At 73.5% G+C, this 18,873-nt stretch carries 15 protein-coding genes; 1 reads left to right on the top strand and 14 read right to left on the bottom strand.

The window, feature by feature from the left end; genetic code table 11:
• Nucleotides 1–238: 238 nt before the first annotated feature.
• On the top strand, nt 239–2,065 hold the full coding sequence (locus tag ACIPXM_RS26100) for a beta-galactosidase family protein (protein WP_401659849.1): 1,827 nt from the start codon (nt 239–241) through the stop codon (nt 2,063–2,065).
• 98 nt (nt 2,066–2,163) lie between these two features.
• Here the strand turns inward: ACIPXM_RS26100 and ACIPXM_RS26095 are convergent, their stop codons facing one another.
• The 14 genes from ACIPXM_RS26095 to ACIPXM_RS26030 form a co-directional block, all read right to left on the bottom strand.
• Nucleotides 2,164–3,456 carry an acetyl-CoA carboxylase biotin carboxylase subunit family protein gene (locus ACIPXM_RS26095; protein WP_401659846.1) on the bottom strand — a complete coding sequence of 431 codons (1,293 nt, stop codon included), beginning with the start codon at nt 3,454–3,456 and terminating at the stop codon, nt 2,164–2,166.
• A gap of 231 nt (nt 3,457–3,687) precedes the next feature.
• Nucleotides 3,688–4,938 carry a diaminobutyrate--2-oxoglutarate transaminase gene (ectB, locus tag ACIPXM_RS26090; protein ID WP_401659843.1) on the bottom strand — a complete coding sequence of 417 codons (1,251 nt, stop codon included), beginning with the start codon at nt 4,936–4,938 and terminating at the stop codon, nt 3,688–3,690.
• A gap of 207 nt (nt 4,939–5,145) precedes the next feature.
• Complete coding sequence (locus tag ACIPXM_RS26085; protein ID WP_401659840.1) at nt 5,146–6,345, bottom strand: amino acid:polyamine antiporter; 1,200 nt, start codon at nt 6,343–6,345, stop codon at nt 5,146–5,148.
• Nucleotides 6,345–7,646, bottom strand: a complete 1,302-nt coding sequence (locus ACIPXM_RS26080; RefSeq protein WP_401659837.1) for a lysine N(6)-hydroxylase/L-ornithine N(5)-oxygenase family protein — start codon at nt 7,644–7,646, stop codon at nt 6,345–6,347. The genes ACIPXM_RS26085 and ACIPXM_RS26080 overlap by 1 nt, the downstream gene beginning before the upstream one ends.
• Before the next feature lie 98 nt (nt 7,647–7,744).
• On the bottom strand, nt 7,745–8,818 hold the full coding sequence (locus ACIPXM_RS26075) for an NAD(P)/FAD-dependent oxidoreductase (RefSeq protein WP_401659834.1): 1,074 nt from the start codon (nt 8,816–8,818) through the stop codon (nt 7,745–7,747).
• A gap of 95 nt (nt 8,819–8,913) precedes the next feature.
• Complete coding sequence (locus tag ACIPXM_RS26070; protein ID WP_401659831.1) at nt 8,914–10,899, bottom strand: class I tRNA ligase family protein; 1,986 nt, start codon at nt 10,897–10,899, stop codon at nt 8,914–8,916.
• 87 nt (nt 10,900–10,986) lie between these two features.
• Entirely contained in the window at nt 10,987–11,538 is a 552-nt protein-coding gene (locus ACIPXM_RS26065; protein ID WP_401659828.1) for a DUF3291 domain-containing protein, read from the bottom strand.
• 56 nt (nt 11,539–11,594) lie between these two features.
• Nucleotides 11,595–12,875, bottom strand: a complete 1,281-nt coding sequence (locus ACIPXM_RS26060) for an NAD(P)/FAD-dependent oxidoreductase (RefSeq protein ID WP_401659825.1) — start codon at nt 12,873–12,875, stop codon at nt 11,595–11,597.
• A gap of 57 nt (nt 12,876–12,932) precedes the next feature.
• The gene (locus ACIPXM_RS26055; RefSeq protein ID WP_401659822.1) at nt 12,933–13,646 is read right to left on the bottom strand and encodes a rhodanese-like domain-containing protein; all 714 of its coding nucleotides are present in this window, start codon (nt 13,644–13,646) and stop codon (nt 12,933–12,935) included.
• A complete protein-coding gene (locus ACIPXM_RS26050; protein WP_401659819.1) occupies nt 13,634–15,286 on the bottom strand; it encodes an AMP-binding protein in 1,653 nt (550 codons plus the stop codon). Before ACIPXM_RS26050 ends, ACIPXM_RS26055 begins: the two co-directional genes overlap by 13 nt.
• A 2-nt stretch (nt 15,287–15,288) precedes the next feature.
• Nucleotides 15,289–16,245 carry an alpha/beta hydrolase fold domain-containing protein gene (locus tag ACIPXM_RS26045; protein ID WP_401659816.1) on the bottom strand — a complete coding sequence of 319 codons (957 nt, stop codon included), beginning with the start codon at nt 16,243–16,245 and terminating at the stop codon, nt 15,289–15,291.
• Entirely contained in the window at nt 16,238–17,959 is a 1,722-nt protein-coding gene (locus ACIPXM_RS26040) for an amino acid adenylation domain-containing protein (protein WP_401659814.1), read from the bottom strand. The genes ACIPXM_RS26045 and ACIPXM_RS26040 overlap by 8 nt, the downstream gene beginning before the upstream one ends.
• On the bottom strand, nt 17,956–18,435 hold the full coding sequence (locus ACIPXM_RS26035) for a GNAT family N-acetyltransferase (protein ID WP_401659812.1): 480 nt from the start codon (nt 18,433–18,435) through the stop codon (nt 17,956–17,958). Before ACIPXM_RS26035 ends, ACIPXM_RS26040 begins: the two co-directional genes overlap by 4 nt.
• Nucleotides 18,426–18,854 (bottom strand): hypothetical protein, encoded by a 429-nt coding sequence (locus tag ACIPXM_RS26030; protein WP_401659810.1) that lies wholly within the window; start codon nt 18,852–18,854, stop codon nt 18,426–18,428. The genes ACIPXM_RS26035 and ACIPXM_RS26030 overlap by 10 nt, the downstream gene beginning before the upstream one ends.
• Nucleotides 18,855–18,873: the final 19 nt, after the last annotated feature.

Below are 18,873 nucleotides of genomic sequence, written 5' to 3'. Positions count from 1 at the left end.
GGCCGAACGAACTCCCACTCGGCATCCGACAGTTCATGACGACGAATCACGACACCATGATCCACCACTGGTGATCTTTTGAAGACACTGCCTAGGCCCGGAGGGCCTGGGGAGACCCCAAGCCGAACCGCCCCGATAGCTCCGCTATCGAGACGCCCCGGCGCCTTGCGATGCACCGCACCAGACGCCCCGGCCTACCCGACCCTGATCCACCGGACACCCCCTAGGAGAACCAGGCATGCCTCTGGAGATCGCCGACGACGGATTCCGTCTCGACGACCGGCCGTTCCGCGTCATCTCGGGCGGACTGCACTACTTCCGTGTCCACCCCGGGCAGTGGGCCGACCGGCTCCGCAAAGCACGCCTGCTGGGGCTCAACACGGTCGAGACCTACGTCCCCTGGAACCTCCACGCCCCCCGGGCCGGGGAGTTCCGGCTCGACGGAGGTCTCGACCTGCCCCGCTTCCTCGACCTCGCCGCCGCCGAGGGACTGTACGTGCTGCTGCGCCCCGGGCCGTACATCTGCGCCGAATGGGACGGCGGCGGACTCCCCGGCTGGCTGCTCGCCGAGGCCCCGGGCCCGCGCGGGACCACCGGGTCCGGGTCCGCCGCGTCCTCCGGGACCACGGAGGACGGCCCCCTCCTGCCGCGCAGCCGCGACCCGCGCTTCCTCGACGCCGTCGACGACTACCTCGCCGCCCTCCTGCCGCCGCTCACGTCCCACCTGGCGACCGGCGGCGGACCGGTGATCGCGGTCCAACTGGAGAACGAGTACGGGGCGTTCGGCGACGACTCCGGCTACCTCGCCGAACTCGCCCGGATGCTGCGGGCGCACGGCGTCGACGTGCCGCTGTTCACCTGCGACCAGCCCGGCGACCTGGCGCGCGGCGGACTCGACGGGGTGCTGCGTACGGTGAACCTCGGCAGCCGGGTCGACGCCGGGCTCGCCGCACTGCGCGCGGCCCAGCCCCAAGGGCCGCTGATGTGCTCGGAGTTCTGGATCGGCTGGTTCGACCGCTGGGGCGCCACGCACACCGTCCGGGACCCCGCCGACGCCGCCGCCGACCTGGACCGGCTGCTCACCGCGGGCGCCTCCGTCAACCTCTACATGTTCCACGGCGGCACCAACTTCGGCTTCGTCAACGGCGCCAACGACAAGGGCACCTACCACCCGACCGTCACCTCCTACGACTACGACGCCCTGCTCGACGAGGCCGGTGACCCCACCCCCAAGTACGCCGCCTTCCGCGAGGTCATCGCCCGGCACGCGCCCGTCCCGGCCGGACCCGGACCCGTGCCCGGCCCCAGACTGGCCCCCGTCGCCGCCGAACTGGACACGGTGGCACCGCTGTTCGCGCAGGAGCGGCTGTTCGGGCCCGGCGTCGCGAGCGACCGGCCGCTGACCATGGAGGAGCTCGGCGAGGGCTTCGGCTTCGTCCGGTACGAGACGGTGCTGCCGACCGCCGGGCCCGCGCTGCTCCGGGCCGACCTGGTCCACGACCGCGCCCAGGTGTTCGTCGACGGCCAGCCCGTCGGCGTACTGGAACGGGAGCGGCACGAACACGCCCTCGCGTTCCTCGCGCCCCGCGCGGGTGCCCGGCTCACCGTCCTGGTGGAGAACCAGGGCCGGGTCAACTACGGCCCCGCCCTCCACGACCGCAAGGGCCTGATCGGCGACGTCACCGTCAACGGTGTCCCGCTCGACCGCTGGACCAGCAGCGCCCTGCCGCTCGACGACCTGGCCGCGCTCGACCCCCGCGCCTTCATCCCCGTGGACCCGGCTGCCCCGCCCGTCGTCGGCCCCGCCTGCCACCGCGGCACCGTCACCCTCGACCGCCCGGCCGACGCGTACCTCGCCCTCGACGGCTGGACCAAGGGCCTGGCCTGGGTCAACGGCTTCGCCCTCGGCCGCTACTGGTCACGCGGCCCGCAGCGCACCCTCTACGTCCCGGGACCCGTGCTGCGGCCAGGCCCCAACGAGCTCACCGTCCTGGAGCTGCACGCCACCACGACCCGCACGGTCCGGCTCCTGGCCCGCCCCGACCTCGGCCCGACGGAGGACTGAGCCGGGCCCCCGACACGACGGCGGGCCCGGACACGAGAAGCGGGCCGCCGCACCGGATCCCTCCGGTGCGGCGGCCCGCTTGTCGTCGTTCGGCGGTCCTAGACCTCGATCGCCAGCTCCACCTTGTCCGCGTAGGCGAGCACCTCGCTGTCCGGGTCCGCCTCCCACGGGAGGTCGACGACCACGTACGCCGAGCGTCCGGACGAGTCGTGCAGCTGCCCGAGGCTCGCGCCGCGCGGCAGGCTCACCATCACCGAGGCGCAGCGCGCCGGGGCGGTCGCGTCGACGGCCTCCACCGATGGCCAGAAACCGTCGTCGACGATCCAGGACACCGGCTGGCCCTCGTAGCGCACATCGGTCAGCCGGCCCGGGCTGTGCTCCACGAAGCGCTGGACGGCGCGCCGGGTCGGGACCGGGTAGTCGGGCCGTACCCCGAGCGCGAGATCGACGATCGCGGGCTCGATCGGCTTGCCGGTGGCCAGGTGCCACAGCATGGTGATCGCGTCGCCGGGCAGCCGGGCCGCGATCTCCATGAGGACCGGTCGGCCGTCCTGCTGGAGCCGGAACTCGGCGTGGGTGATGCCGCTGCCGAAGCGGAGCGCCTTCAGGATCGCCGCGTTGGCCTCGACCAGCGCCTCGGTGTGGGCGGCCGGCAGCTTGGCCGGGCTGGTGTGGCCGATCTCGGTGAAGAAGCGGCTGTCGCCCTCGTTGGTGAGCTTGGCGGTGACGCCGCTCCACAGCAGCTCGCCGTTGTGCACCAGGGCCTCGACCGAGAACTCGGGGCCGACCACCAGCTCCTCGACGAGGATCGTCTCGTCCGGCTCGTACTGGGTGAGGGCGGCGCGCAGCTCCTCGTCGTCGTCGACCCGGACCACGCCCGAACTGAACATCCGGCCGGCCGGCTTGACGACGCTCGGGTACACCTCGGCGGCGGCGGACTCACGGTTCTGCGGGGCGAAGGCACGCGAGGCGGGGCCGTACTCGCGCAGCACGACCCGCTGCATGACCTTGTCACGGCAGACCCGGCCCGCCCAGGTGCCGGTGCCCGGCAGGCCGAGCGCCTCGCACAGGAAGGCGGCCGGGTCGACGAAGACCTCGCCGCTGCAGATCACCCCGCGCACGTCGTAGTCGTCGAGCCAGTCCCGCACGGAGGCCAGCAGGCCGTCGATGGCGGGGCCGGGGAGCTGGCGGACGGCGGCGATCCGGGACAGCGGGTGGTCCGGGTCGTCGATGTGGGTCTGCAGCCGTGCCAGGTCGGTCACGGGTCCGACGATGACGAGCGGCACAAGCCCACGCTCGGCGATGTCGGTGATCAGGCGGTGCTGGCGGCCCAGGGCGGCCAGATCGCTCATGACCACCACGGCGGGCGTGCGGTCGCTCGGACGGTTCACGGGACTCCTCCAGTCGGACGTGCGTGGTTCTCGGCGTCGACGGGTGTCGTGGCAGGTCAACGCGGTGTTCGCAGATCGGTGTTGAGGGCGTGGGTGGGCACCACAGTACGGCCGGCCCGGGGGCGGGGCAAGAAATGATCAAGCCTCCGCACCCGTGCCGCGGGCACCCGCCCGGCACTCTACTTTGTTTTCCCAAGCGGCAACTTGGAAACTCCAATAAATCACCCGGGCTCAGTGGGCGACAGCCGCCGCCACCGAGTCCGTCAGGATGTCGAGCCCCTCGGCGAGTTCGTCGTCCGGCGTCGTCAGCGGCGGCAGCAGCTTGATCACCTCGTCGCGGGAACCCGAGGTCTCCGTCAGCAGCCCGCGCGCGAACGCCTCGTCCGCGACCCGGCGGGCGGTCTCCGGCTCGCGGAACTCCAGGCCCCAGACCAGACCGCGCCCGCGCCAGGTCACCACGTGCCCGGCGTGCCGCTCGGCGAGGTCGCCGAGCCGCTCCTCGAACAGCGCGCCCCGCTCTTCGGTCTGCTTCTCCAGGGTGCTGTCGGCCCAGAACTCCTTGAGCGCGGCGGCCGCCGTGACGAAGGCCGCGTTGTTGCCGCGGAAGGTGCCGTTGTGCTCGCCCGGCTGCCACACGTCGAGCTCGGGCCGGAACAGCGTCAGGGCCATCGGCAGGCCGTAACCGCTGATCGACTTCGACAGGCAGACGATGTCGGGGGTGATCCCGGCGGACTCGAAGCTGAAGAACGGGCCGGTGCGGCCGCAGCCCATCTGGATGTCGTCGACGATCAGCAGGATCCCCCGGCGCGCGCACAACTCGGCCAGCTCGACCAGCCAGGCCGCGCTCGCCGGGTTCACCCCGCCCTCGCCCTGCACGGTCTCCACGATGACGGCCGCCGGCAGGTCCTGGCCGCTGCTGCTGTCGTCCAGCATGGTGTCGAGCAGCGTCAGACCGTTGACCGCGCCCCCGGCGAAGCCGTCGTACGGCAGCCGCCAGGTGTGTCCGAGCGGCAGCCCGGCGCCGCCGCGCTTGGTCGCGTTGCCGGTGACCGCGAGCGAGCCGAGCGACATGCCGTGGAAGGCGCCGGTGAACGCGACCACGGTCTGCCGCCCCGTCACCTTGCGGGCCAGTTTGAGCGCGGCCTCCACGCTGTTGGTGCCGGTCGGGCCGGGGAACTGCACCCGGTAGTCCAGGTGGCGCGGCGCGAGCACCCGGGCCGCGAACTCGGCGAGGAACGCGTTCTTCGCCTCGGTCAGCATGTCCAGGCTGTGCACCACGCCGTCCTGCCCGAGGTAGTCGAGCAGCGCCCGCTTGAGCACGGGGTGGTTGTGCCCGTAGTTCAGCGCGCTGGCCCCGGCGAAGAAGTCGAGGAAGGAGCGGCCGTCCCGGGTGATCATGCGGCTGCCGCGGGCCTGGTCGAAGACCACCGGCCAGTTGCGGCTGTAGCTGCGGACTTCGGATTCGATGGTGGGGGCGTTCATGAGGGGTCTCCTCGGGAGGGTGCTGGAAGAGGAATCCGGTCGGGGTGGGGCAGGCGGAGCGGTGGTACGGGCCCGCCGGCCGCCCGTTCGGGCGCGGTACGGGCCGTCCGGCCGCCCCGGGGCCCGGTCCGGGCGGGTCGGTCGGCCGGGTGCCGGTCGGATGCGGTCGGGCGGTGGTTCGGTCGGTGGGTCGTTCGGTCGGTCGGGTCAGGCGTCGGGCAGGTACGGCACGGCGAGCGCGGTCACGGCCAGCAGCGCGGCCAGGACCACGGCCCCGGCGACACGCAGGAGCGGGCCGCCGCGCCGTACCGCCGCGACCGCCGCCAGGCCGTACCCCACGAGCGCGGCGGCGGCAGGACCGAGCAGCAGCAGCGGCACGGCCCCGTCCCGCGCGCCGAGCCAGGCGAAGCCGCCGCAGGCGACGCCGACCAGCAGGACCAGACCCTTGGCCGGGCCTCCGGCGGTCGGTGCCGCTCCGGCGGTCGGCGCCGGGGGCCGCAGCCGGGCGGCGATCCCGGCGGCGGTACGGACATTGGTGAAGACGTAGCTGAGCAGCACGAGCGCCGTCGCCACGGCGAGCGCCCAGCGGACCGGCGCCGCCACCGGCGCGGACCCGGCGGGGGCCAGCGGGGCGAGGCGCTGGACCCCGGCGAGGCCCAGATACACCACCGCCACCCCGGCCGCCCCGAGCACCACGCCCACGGCGGTGCGCCGGGCGTCCGCCGCGACGGCGGGGACGACGGAACTGACCGCCTCCCAGCCGACCCCGGCGAAGAACAGCGCCGCGAGGGCCAGCCACAGCGCGCTGTCGGCGGCGAACCCCGACGGCGCCAGCGGGGTGCCGACGGCCGCGCCGGGCAGCGCGGGCCAGCCCCACAGGGCGCAGCCGAGGGCCAGCGCGCCCGCGATCCAGGGCCGGATCCGCAGCAGCGCGGCGGACGGCCGGAACGGGGTGAGCGCGGCCGCCACCGCCACCGCGAGCACGCCGAGGGCGAGCGGCAGCCCGGCGGGACCGGTACCGCCGTCCGCCGTCGGCGGCGCCCAGTCGGCGGCGGTGAGCAGCACGGTCGCGGTGAACCAGGCGATCGCCGCCTGCCCGGCGGTGAACGCCACGGCGAACACCCCGTCCACGGTCCGCTCCGCCCAGGTGCCGAGCAGCGCGCCGACCGCGCCCGCGAGCGTCGTGGCGCCCACCCGGGCCCGCACCAGTTCGGCGAGGACGAGGCTGACCGCCGCGCCGAGCAGGATGTGCGCCGACCAGACGAGCAGGTCGTCCCCGCCCGCCAGGGCGGCGACCACCGGCGGCATGACGAGCATCCCGGCGCCGAGCACACCCCGGGCGACCTGGCCGCCGATCAGCCGCTCGGGCGGGCCCGCCGCCGGATCGGCGATCGCTGCCGACTCCATTACGGGAGACGCTTCTTGAGGCTCTCCGCGATGACCTTGGCGCGCAGCGACAGCAGGCTGAAGGAGCCCGCGTCGCCGATGCCGTGGCTGGACTCGCACAGGCCGTTGAGGAACAGCGCGGGTGTGTCGGTACGGACCGGCTGCACCTCGTAGTCCGGGCCGACCGACAGATGGCCGTGCGCGTCGAACGCGAAGTCGTCGGCGATGCCGTCGATCAGGGCGGGCACCCGCTCCTGGTGCGGCGCCGGGCCGAGGTCGCGGAAGCCGGTGGCCAGGACGACGAAGTCGGCCTCGTGCCGCTCGGACTCCCCGGTGTTCAGCTCCTCCACGTCGAGCCGGACCCCGTCGGCGTGGACGTCGAGCGAGCGCACCTGGCGGCTGCCGCTGACGAACACCCGCTGGTCGTTGTCGAGCCGCTGCTCGTAGATCAGCCGGTACAGCTCGCGCAGCACGTCGCCGTCGGCCGACGAGTAGTTCGTCAGCCGCATGAAGCCGTCGATGGCGTCCTTGCGCTCGCGCGGCGCCCGGTAGTAGTAGTCCGTGAAGTCGGGGAAGTAGCCCTCCTCGCTGAACGGGCTGGTGTCCTTCTCACGGAGCGTCAGCGACCGTACCAGGGTGGTCACTTGGGCCTTGGGGTAGCGGCGGGCGAGGTCGAGGGTCAGCTCGACCGCGCTCTGGCTGCCGCCGATCACCGTCACCGCGCGGGGCGCCCGGTCGCGGCCCGCGGCGGCGTTCAGCTCCTCGATCCGGTCGAGCGAGGGCAGGTAGCTGGTCAGGTGGAAGATCCGGGGCGAGAGCGCCGTGTCGAAGGGCTCGGGGACGAACGGGGCCCGCCCGGTGCCGACGACCAGGGCGCGCGCCTGAAGCGTCTCCCCGGCCGAGGTGGTCACGGTGTAGCGGGGCCTGCCGTCGGCGTCCTGGCCGAGGCTCACGTCGGTGACCCGCACCCCGTAGTCGACGAGCCGCTCGAAGTGGCCCGCGGCCCAGGTCACGTACTGCGCGTACTCCTTGCGCAGCGGGAACTCCACCGGCAGGTTGAGGTGTTCGAGCAGCCGGCCGTTCTCGAAAAGGTAGTTGATGAAGCTGTAACGGCTGCGCGGGTTGCGCAGCGACACCAGGTCGCGCACCGGGTGGTTCTGGATGTCGGACCCGTCGAGCATCATGGCGCTCTGCCAGGACGGGCCCGGCCTCGCTTCCAGGAAGCGTACGTCCAGGTCGTAGCCCTCTTCCTCCAGGGCGATGGCAAGAGCCAGGTTGGCCGGACCGAAACCTATTCCGAGCACGTCATGGCAGCGCGTCACTGTTCCCCCTTGTTGGAAAGCCGAGTCGAGCGAGGTGTGGAGTACATGTAAGGACGGCGGCCGGGACGCCGCCGGTGTGGTGGCCGGGCGGGCGGCCGTCAGACCGCATCGGACGCGGCGTCCGCGAGGACCGCGGCGGCGATCCGGCGGCCGGCCTCCGGGGCGGTCTTGACGCCGCCGCCGTTCCAGGCGCGCACCGCCCAGACGTGCGGCACGCCGGTGCCGTCGAGCAGTCCGGACGCCGGGCCGTCGCCGCGCGCGGCGCCATAGGCGTCGGCGGCGCGGACGGTGTCGAGCCGTGGCGCCGTCGCCAGCCACGGGAAGTGGGCGGTGAGCGCGGCCACGGTGGCCCGCTCGTGCGCCTGGTCGGGCGGCGCGTCCATGGCCGCGTCCCAGACCAGGTGGGGCATCCCCAACAGGGTCCGGTCCCGGCCGACCGGCTTGGCGTACAGACCGGTGCGCAGATCGACGAAGGTGGCGTGCGCGGGGACGGACGGGCCCCGCCCCACGACGGTCACCTGGATGGAGCGGGACCTGACCGGGGCGGAGGAGCGGAGCCCGGGGACCGGTGCGGCCCCCCAGGCCCCGACGGCCGAGACGACCGCACCGGCCCGGATCTCCCCGGCGTCGGTGACGACCACCGGACGGCCGCCGCGCTCATGGACCGCCCGTACGGCGGTGCCGAGGCGCACCAGCGCGCCGTCGCCGCGGGCCTGCGTCAGCCAGTCCTCGGTGACCTCGGTGGGCGCCACCCAGCCGGCCTCCGGCTCGACCAGGGCGATGCCCCCGGCCAGGCCGACGCCCGCCGCCTCGGCGGGCCCCGCCACCACATGGGCGGTGGTGCCGTGGGCCGCGTTGAGGCGTTCGGCGGCCGCCCGCAACCCGGCCTCGGCGGCCGGTTCGGCCACCGTGACCGCGCCGGTGACGCGCAGCGGGGACCGGCCCGCCGCCCAGTTCCCGGCCGCCTTGAAGACGGCCAGGCTGGGGACGGCGAGCTCGGCGACGGCCGGGTCCGGGTCGTAGCCGCGGACCATGCCGCCGGAGCGGCCGGTGGCCCCGGCGCCGGGCCGCTCGGCCCGGTCGAGCACGACGACGGACGCGCCGGCCCGGGCCAGGTGGTGCGCGACGGCGGCGCCGGTGATCCCGGCGCCCACCACCACGACGTCCGCCACGGCGGGCGGTTCCCCGCCGGACCAGGGGCCGGGCCCGGGTGCGGCCCCGGACCCGGGCCGGGGCGCCGGTTCGCCGCCCCGGTCGCCGTCCTGGCTCACGATCGCCCGCTCGGCGCGGCGACGGCCGCGGCACGGTCGGACGCGAACTCCGGGGCGGGCGTGGCGCAGGTGGTGCCGGACGGCAGGAACGACCAGTCGGCCTCGCGCACCGGCTCGCCGGGCAGCCCCAGCCAGGACCACACCCGCTGGGCGAGCTCCGGCGTCACCGGCCAGGCGAGCGCCGCGAACACCTTGGCCGCCAGGTACTCCAGGGCCAGGCTGGTGCGCGCCTCCTCGGCGAGCGACGGGACCTGGCGCACCACTTCCTCGGTCGCCCGGAACTCGGCGCAGCGGTGCACGAAGGAGTCGAGCAGCGTGATGTAGCCGCGCGCGCTGAACGACTCCGGAAGGAGCAGACCGTCGAGCTGACGGGTGATCAGGTTGAGGTGGCGGTAGAACTCGCGGTGCGCGTCGGTCCAGGCGCCGGTGCCCGGCACCGTACCGCCGAAGCCCTCGGTCAGCGGCGCGAAGCCGGCCAGCCAGTCGCGCGCGGCCAGGTACAGCGGGTCCTCGGTGAGCCGGTCGGCCCGCTCCTCGGTGATCCGCGTGACCCGGCCCTCCGGCGCGTCGCGCAGCAGCGCCAGGCGCACCGCGTCGGGGCCCGCGGCGGCCAGCGCGTCGTCCGCCCACACCGCGTGGCCGCGGCTGGTGGAGAACTTCGCGTCGCCCAGGTGCAGGAACTGGTTGGTGACGAACGCGGCGGGCAGCAGCTCACCGAGCCCGGCGGCGAACGCCAGGACCGGCAGCAGCACCGCGTAGTAGAAGCTGTTGTCGTAGCCGAGGAACAGCGTGATCCGCGCCGGACCGCCCTGCTCGTCGGACTCCGCGCGGGCCGCGTCCAGGAACGTCAGCGCCAGGTCGGCCCAGGCGTCCAGCGCCTGGCCGTCGCCGAGGTCCACGCCCCAGTCCGTCGAGCGGCCGAGCCGGTACGGCGGGAGCCCCTCGTCGAGCAGCCGCTCCACCAGGATCTGCAGGTCGGGCGAGGTGTAGGAGACCCGCAGGTACTCGCGCAGCTCGTCCGCGAACGCGTTGAGGTCCAGCCACAGCGCCTTCTCCGGCCGGGTGACCGCCTCGGTGCCGCAGATCCGGCAGGTCAGACCGGTCAGCTCACGGGCCTCGTTGGGGCGCCCGCACGCCTCGCAGATCTCGCCGTCGCTGCCCGCCGCGCAGTGCGCGCAGTTGCCTCGGGCGAACGCCTGGTGCAGCGACAGCTCGCAGCTGGTGCAGTACGCGGTCTCCCGCTCCTCCTCCGTGACCGCGGCCGAGGCGGTGACCCGGGCCAGCAGCTCGCGGATCCGGTCCGCGTGCCCGGCGTCCCCGGCCGGGCGGGTCAGCCGGTCGTAGCCGACCCCGGCCGACGCCAGCGTCGCCACGATGGCGTCGCCCTCGGCGGTGGCCACGTCGACCGGCCCGGTGCCGCGCAGCCGCGCGGCGGCGGCCACGTACGACTGGTGGTCGTCGGTGCCGGTGACGTACCGGGCGTCACGGCCCATGCTGCGCAGCGCCCGCACCAGCATGTCGGCGCGGACGTACGGCCCGGCCAGATGGCCCAGGTGCAGTCCGCCGTTGGGCGTGGGCGGCGGGCAGAACACCAGCGAGCGGTCGGCGAGCTGGTCGCGCGGCGGCGCCGCGTCCAGGACCTTCACCGCGCTCGGGATGTGCTCCCAGTAGATCGACACGATGTCGAACGGCTCGTCGTGGTCGTTGCGGATCTCGTGGAAGCCGAACGGCGTCAGATGGACGACCCCGCCGGGGCCGAGCTCGCGCTCCTCGTCACCGAGCACGACGACGGCCTTGCCGGCCAGGACGATGAACATCTCGCCGTCCTGGTGGGCGTGCCGCTTCGAGACGGTGTGCCCGGGGACGCTGCCGAAGACCGAGCCGAACGGCAGGCCCTCGATGTCCGTCGCGGACAGCATGGGTTGCAGGTGCATCTCGTACGACCAGCTCATCACAGACCGGTCGAAGGCACGCGTGATCACAGGGGGCCCCTAGGTGAGGTGGAGACAGAACAAGTGCGGTGCGGGTGCGGGCGTACGGGTGCGGCGTACGCGGTACGGCGGGCGGGCTCAGGAGTCGGAGCCGCGGCGGGCGGCCTTGCGCACCCGGGTCGCGGCGCCGTCGGCGTCGAACGGCTCACGGAACGAGAAGGCGTACGGCGAAGGGCCGTTGTCGTGCAGGTGCTCCAGCCGGGCGCAGGCGTCCGCCCAGGTCGGAATGGTGTCGTCGGCGACCCACCAGGCGGCGTAGGAGGGCCACTCGGGCTTCAGGAACCACTCGTGCCGACGGCTCAGGGTGGAACGGTGCAGCCCCTCGTAGACGAAGGTGAAGACCGACTGCAGGTCCGTCCACAGCGACAGCGTGGAGGCCCGGCTGTCGGTGTCGTCGGTGCGGCCGCCGGTGTAGAAGCGCGGGACCTCGAACTTGCCCCAAGCGCCCCAGTCCCGCTGGAAGTTGGTGATCCCACTCTGGTCCGGGGCCTCCTTGGCGCGGGCGATGAAGCCCGCGCTGCCCTCCGCCTGGTCGAAGGTCGGCGGGGTCAGGTCGTCGAACTCCTGGACCTCGGGATTCCCGTACGGCTTCTTCAGGATCGCGAAGGTCGTGAACGCGACGCGCGGCATCTCTCGGTGTCCTTCCGTGTTCTGCGCCCGGCCGGAGGTCCCGGCCGGGCGGGGCATCACTTCCGCGCCGCTCCTCGTGCCATCAGGCCCCGCATGAAGGCCCGTTGGAACTCGGCGGGCATCACCATCCGGCCGGTGAGGGCCAGGTACTTCTGACTGAGCTCCGGGTTCCCGCAGATCGTGTCGAACATCCGCTTGCGGGTCGCCTCGTCCTTCTCGACCAGCGAGTCCCCGCAGATGCCCTCGGCGTGCGGCAGGATCGTGCTCTCGAACCGCTTCCGGTAGTCGTCGAGGCCCTCGCGCACGCCCTCGCCGGTGAGCTCCCGGCCCCGGAACGCGCGGGCCAGGAGGTCGGCCGAGAGCAGCGCGAAACCGCAGCCGACGCCGCTCATCGCGTCGACCGACAGGGCCGCGTCACCGACGAACGGCACCGCACCCGCGACCGGTCGACGCAGCAGGCTCGGATAGTCGCTGTAGCCGAGCAGCGGACCCTCGGGCACCGCGTTCGCCACCGAGGGCGCCTCCGCGATGCCGTCGAAGTACTTCAGGAACTCCTGCATCCGGCCGTCCGCGCCCCGCCAGTCGGCGACCCGGGCCTTGTCGGCGAACAGGACCAGCTCGGTCCTGCCGTCGACCAGCGGGTAACTGCACGCCAGATCACGGTCGTTCATCACAAAGATGGAACGGTTCAGCGCCGGGGCCTCGATGCCGGTGAAGTAACCGAACAGCGCGACCCGCTCGTTGGGCCTCGACTCGGCCGGGTTGTCGAGCAGCCCGGCGAGCGTCGAGCGGCGCCCGTCCGCGGCCACCACGAGCCGGGCCCGCAGCTGCCGGGGCCCGCCCTCGCCGGTGACGTCGAGGACCCAGCCGTCGGCCTCCTGCCGGACCGCCTCCACGCCGACCCCGTCGAGGAACGTCGCGCCGTGCCGCCGCGCCGACTCCCGGATCGCCGGGTCGAGGACCCGCCGCTCCAGGTTGAGCGCGGTCGAACCGGGCTGCGCCGGGTCGTAGTCCGGGCCCGGGGTGTCCACCGCGCCGCCGGGCGTCACGAACACCGCCTTGGTGGCCACCGAGTTGCCCGGCTCCCGGAGGTGGGCGAGGCCCAGCGGCCCGAGCAGCGCCACCGTGTGCGGCTGCACGAAATGGGTGCACAGCTGCTTGTAGTGGTCGTCGCCCGTCGTCTTCCGCTCCAGGACGGCGACCCGGTGGCCCATCGTGCTGAAGTGGATCGCGACGGCGCAGCCGGCCAGGCTGCCGCCGACGACGGCGACGTCCCACTCCGCGTCCGCGGCCTGGGCCGCGGTCGTGGGACCGGACGTGGACTCCTGAATGCTCACCCGCCGTACACCCTCTCTGTGTCGGTGCTGACTGTTCCCACGCGATGCCCCGGCCGGTCAGCAGCCGCAGGCGGCGTGGTGCTCGTGACCGGCCTGCGCGCCGGTCCCCTCGGTCGGGTGGCCGTCCCGCTTCCACCAGTCCAGACCGCCGATCAGCTCCTTGACCCGGAAGCCCGCGGTCGCCAGCTTGAACGCCGTCTTGGTGGACGCGTTGCAGCCGATGCCGTCGCAATAGGCCACGTACAGCGACGCCTTGGAGAGCGTGGCCAGCGAGTCCTGGGATATCGACCGGTGCGGGATGCTGATCGCGCCGGGGATGTGCTCCCGCGCGTACGACTCGCTGCTGCGGCCGTCGACCACCACGATGTCCTGCCCGGCGGCCAGCGCGTCGAGCAGGTCGGCCGAATCGGTCTCGTACGCCAACTTCGCCTGGTAGTGCGCCAGTTGGTCGGCAAACTCGTGCGTGGACCCGGCCGGGGCCACCGCCGCGGCGGCCGTCGCCTCGGGGGCCGCGGCCTCGTCGGCGCCGAGGAACTTCTCGGCGATCGCGTACAGATCGCCCAGGGTGCTCGGCGTGACCAGCGAGTCCGCGTGCTCGCCCAGGTCGACCCCGGCGTCCTCCAGGAGCGTCACCAGGACGCTGATGGTGAGGAGGGAATCGAGCCCCAGGGTGTTGAGCGGGGTGTCGTCGGGCAGCGGGGAAAGATCCACCGGCTTGCCCAGGGCCGCCTCAAGATACTCGGCGACCTTGTCCTTGATCACTGCAGACATAGTTCCACCTCATCAATAGGCTCGACGGTGCCATCCGCCGACAATGCGAAACAGGGGGAGTCCGACTCCGCCGCGGCCGCGCCGAGCCGGGCGATCAGCTCCGCGCCGGCACCGGCCGGGTCGGCGGGAGCCGGGTCCGTGGGCGTCCAGGCGAGCAGGCCGGGGCGCAGATACTCGGGCAGCTCGACCCGCAGCCGCTCCGCGACCTCGCCGAGCACCCGGCGCTCCTTCGCCGCCACGACCAGCGCGATCCGCTCGCGCCCCGCGGTCCGCACCACGGCCGTCACCGCCCGGTCCACCCCGGCGCAGGCCGCCGCGGCCCGGCCGAGTTCGTTCAGATGGGTGCGGCGGCCCGCCAGCCAGGTGATCCGCTCGTCGGCGTGCCGCACCAGGGTGAGGGTGCCGTCCGCCGCGCGGCGGCAGATGTCGCCGGTGCGGAACCAGCGGACGCCGTCCGCCTCGACGACCACCCGGGCGGTCTCCTCGGGCTGGTCGAAGTAGCCGCGCATCACCTGCGGACCACCGACCCACAACTCGCCCTCGCCGACGGCCTCCCGGACCTCGACGCCGCCCCGGACGAGCCGCGCCCTGACCTCGCCGAGCGGCCGCCCGACCGGGCCCGCGCCGGTCAGCGTCTCGACGGCCGAGGGCTCCGCCTCGTACGAGAAGCCGAAGATCGTCGCCTCCGGCGGGCCGAACGCCTGCACGAGGCGGGTCTGCGGCAGCTGCCGGGTCCAGATCCGGAGCAGATCGGCGTCGCAGACCTGCGCGCCGGTCATCACCAGACGCAGGGCGGGCAGCTTCGCCGGGGTGATCTGCCGGCCGTCGCCGGTGATCATGGTGAGCAGCATGGTGACCGCGATCAGATGGGTGATCTGCTGCTTGGCGAGCACCGAACGCATCACCGCGCCCGCCGGGAGGCTGCGGAACTGGTGGACGAAGGCACCCACCGACAGCGGCAGCAGGGTGTCCAGGAGCGACACGTCGAAGTGGAACGGGGTCAGGCTGAGCACCCGCGAGTCGGCGGTGATCCGCAGCACCTCGTTGTGGCCGCGGAAGTGCGCGTACAGGCTCTCGACGGCGATCTCGGCGCCCTGCGGCTCACCCGTGGGACTGGACGCGAACACGATGTACGCGATGTCCTCGGGGCGGTGCGCCACGGTGGCGTGCGTGGCCTCGGGCCCGGCCAGCGGACCGGCGAGCTCGGCGCCGCCGAGCGTCGCGAGGCCCGGGACCAGTGGCTCCCGCTCGCCCAGCGAGACCACTAGCTTCGGCGCGAGCCGGGTGAGCAGACCGCGCAGCCGGGCTTCCGGCTCGGCCGCGTCGAGCGGGACGTACACGGCGCCGCACTTCCACACCGCGACCGCGAGCGCGGCCGTCGCGGAGCGCTTCTCGGTGAGCACCACGACCCGGTCGCCCGGGCCGACACCGCGCGCGGCGAGCAGCGCCGCCACGGCCGTGGCGGCCCGTTCGAGCCGGGCGAAGGTGTAGCTGTCGGTGCCGTCGTCGATCGCCGCGCGCTCCGGCCACTTGACGGCCGGGGCCGCCAACAGGTCACCGAGCGCGGGCGGTTCGCCGGTCGTCGCGGTGGGTCCGACCGACCACGGGGGCAGGGCGTTAGCCCCGGGGTGGAACACCACGCTCAACCCTCTCCTTTCAGCGGGAACGCGGTACGGGCGAGCCGGGCCACGGCGTGCCGGGCCGAGTCGAGCCGTCCGGCGTACAGACAGAAGTCGTGCGGCAGATCGGGGAAGTGCAGATGGCGCAGACCGGGGGAGCGGGCCGCGGTCCGCTCGGCCCAGGCGAGGCCCTCGTCGCGGAGCACGTCGCAGCCCGCGGTCACCACCGAGCAGCCGGGCAGCCGGTCGAGATCGGCCGGGGACAGCGTCATGGCGTCGAAGTCCCGGGCGGCGAAGTAGGGCTGGAGCAGCGACCGGAACTGCCGCATGTGGTGGGCGTCGAGGAAGTGGCCCTCGCCGTACGTCCGGTACGACGCGGCCTCGCGGGAGGCGTCCAGGTCGAGCACCGGGTAGATCAGGACGAGCCGGTCGAACACCCCGGGCAGCACGCGCAGGGCGAGGTGGAGCGAGATCAGTCCGCCGACGCTGTCACCGGCGAGGACGAGCGGCCGCCGGTCCGGTAACGCGGCGACGCGTTCCGTGATCCGCCCGGCCAGCTCCTCGAGCGACTCCTCGACCGGGTGTTCCGGGGCCTTGAGGTAGTCGAACGCCTCGATGGGGGAACGGAGTTCGGTCGCGAGCGTGCGCAGGAACGGCTCGAAGACGGCCGTCGAGTAGTAGACCATCCCGCCGCCGTGGACGTACATCACCCGAGGCCCGTCCGGGTCCTCGGCGGCGGGCCGGACGACGAGCGACCGGTCGCCGCGCTCCACCGTGACGCCGTCGCCGGCTCCGGCGGCCGGGCCCATGGGCTCGCCGGACCCGGCCGGGGCGCTGCCGAACCGGGCGATCCAGCGTTCCGCGTTGGCCCGGTCCTGGACGAGCGAGCCGGTGGAGGCCGGTGCCGCCATGATCCGCCGGGCGGCGGCGAGCCGCCCGAACTCGACGTGCAGGGAACCGGGGCGGTCCGTCTCAGTCATCCCCGGACCCGCTCTCGGTACCGGCCCCGGCTCCGCTCGCGGCTCCGGTGTCCGGGGTGACCTCCCCGGTCGTGGTGAACACGAAGCGGGTCGTGGCCCGGGCCCCGTCCACCGCCTCGGCGAGCCGCTTCATCAGCAGCTTCTCGTCCGTCTTGCCGGTCGACGACACGCTCAGCTCGGACGACCAGGCCACCACGGTGGGGCGCATGTACTCCGGCAGCAGCGCGGCGATCCGCTTCTCGACGTCCGTGAGCACCGCGCGGTCGGGCGCCATCACCACCAGGGCGATCACGTCGTGTCCGGCGCGCGGCACCAGCGCCACGGCGGCCCGTTCGACGCCGGGGCAGCTGAGCACGGTCTGCCGGATCTCGCCGAGGTGGATCCGGCGCCCGGCCAGCTTCACCTCGTCGTCGTTGCGGCCGCGGAAGACGATGTCGCCGTTCTCGTCGTAGCTGCACAGGTCGCCGGTGCGGTAGTGGCGCACCCCGTCGACCTCGACCACGCGCCGGGCGGTCTCCTCCGGCTGGTCGAAGTAGCCGCGCATGACCTGCTCGCCGCCGATCCACAACTCGCCGATCTCGTCGGCCTGGTGGAGCTCGCGGCCGGTGGCCTCGTCGACGATCCGGGCGGTCACCCCGCGCAGCGGCCGGCCGATCGGATAGGAGCCCACCCGGTCGGGGTCCACCCGCTCGATCTCGTGGGCCACGCAGACGATGGTCGCCTCGGTCGGCCCGTACACATTGATCACCCGGACCTCGGGCAGGCCGTCCTTCCAGACGTTGATGACGCCGGGGTCGCAGACCTCCGCGCCCGTCATCACCATCTCCAGGCTCGGGAACTTCTCCCGGGTGACGTGCCGCCCGCCCTCGGTGATCATGGTGAGCAGGGTGGACACCGCGATGAGATGGGTGATCCGCTCCCGCGTGATGATCGCCCGCATCACGGCCCCCGCGTGCATCCCGCGGAACTGGTGCACATACGCGCCGAGCGACAGCGGGAGCAGCGTGTCCTCGATCGACACGTCGAAGTGGAACGGCGACAGGCTGAACACCCGGGAGTCCTGGGTGAAGCGCAGCACCTCGTTGTGGTTGCCGAAGTAGGCGACCAGGTTGGCCACGCTGATCTCGACGCCCTTGGGCTCGCCGGTGGAGCCCGAGGTGAAGATGATGTACGCGGTGTCCTCGGGGCGGTGCGCCACGGTCGCCGCCCGGTCCCCGGTGGGCGCCGGGCCCGCCAGGATCGCGTCGAGGGCGGTACGGGGCAGCCAGCCGGGCGTGTCCGCCGGGGGCTCCCGGTCGTCGAGGGCGAGGACGGCCCGGGGCCGCAGCCGGCCGAGCAGCCCGCGCAGCCGGGGCAGCGGCTGCGCGCCGTCGAGGGGCACGTAGACCGCGCCGCGCTTCCAGACGGCGATGGCGAGGACCGGCATCAGCGCGGACTTCTCGGCGAGCACCGCCACCCGGTCGCCGGGGCCGACACCCAGGTCGGCGAGGTGGGCGGCGAGGGCGCGGGCCCGCTGCTCGAGTTCGGCGAAGGTGAGGCCGAGGCGGCCGTCGTGGAGGGCCGGGCGGTCGGGCCCGGCGGCCGCCGGGGCGGCGACGAGGTCACCGAGTGCGGGGGCGGCGCCCCGCCGGTCGGCGGGGCCGATCGACCAGGGCGGCAGCGGAGCGGAGGTCGAGGTGTCGGTCGGCACGGAGCCGGTCGAGCCAGTGGTCACGAGACGCCACGTATCCCAACGTCGTAGTGGAAACGGAACTTGGTCTTCTCGGTGGCGCCCATGCGCCGGTAGAACCCGATGCCCAACTCGTTGTCGGGCGGCGTCTGCCACTCGGCCCAGCCGCAGCCCTCGGCCAGCGCGAACTCCCGCAGCCGGTCGAGGAACACCCGCCCGAGCCCGAGCCCGCGGTACGCGTCCTGGAGGTAGAGACAGTCCATGTACGCGAACCGCTCGGCGCTCCAGGTGGCGAAGTCGGTGGTGACGGTCATGAAGCCGCAGGGCTTCCCGTCGTCCAGGGCGATCCAGCCGTGCAGCGCGGGCTCGTCGGCGAACAGGGCCGTGCGCCAGCGCTCGACCTGCCCGTTCTCCAGGAAGTCGGCCTTCTCGTAGGCCGCGTGCTCCCGGCACAGGTCGAGCAGTGCGTCCAGGTGGCCCGGTTCGATCGGCGTCACCTTGATGTCGTGCCTCACACCCACCCCGAGAAGGTCGTGTCCAGATACGCGTCGAGCGCGGTCTCGTCGAGCTTGCCCTGGGCGAGCACGGTGTTGACCCAGGCGTCCCGCTCGAACTTGATCACTTCGAGCTCCCAGACGCAGGCGATCAGGTCCGGCTGGCCGAGCGGCGCGAACCTGGTGGCGCCGTCGGCGTCCGTGGTCGAGCCGCGCACCCAGTGTTTGAGCATGTCGGCGTCGTACCACTGGCTCACCAGGAGGTAGTCGGCCTGCATGCCGCGGTGCAGGATCAGGAAACCGGCCGGGTGGTCGCCCTCGCCAGGAGGGTCGGTGAGCACCGAGGCCGTGTGCCGTCGCAGCCACTCCGGGTCGGGGAGGGTGCTGTCACGTTCGGGTTGCGCGAACATCGCGTACGCCTTCAGGGTGCGACCCGCGGTGTGCACCGGGGGGAGCGCCTTGACG

This window comes from Streptomyces sp. NPDC090025 (assembly GCF_044748125.1).
Lineage (GTDB): Bacteria > Actinomycetota > Actinomycetes > Streptomycetales > Streptomycetaceae > Streptomyces.
The sequence above is the reverse complement of the archived record's forward strand: the minus strand, read 5'-3'. Positions and strand labels throughout refer to the sequence as shown.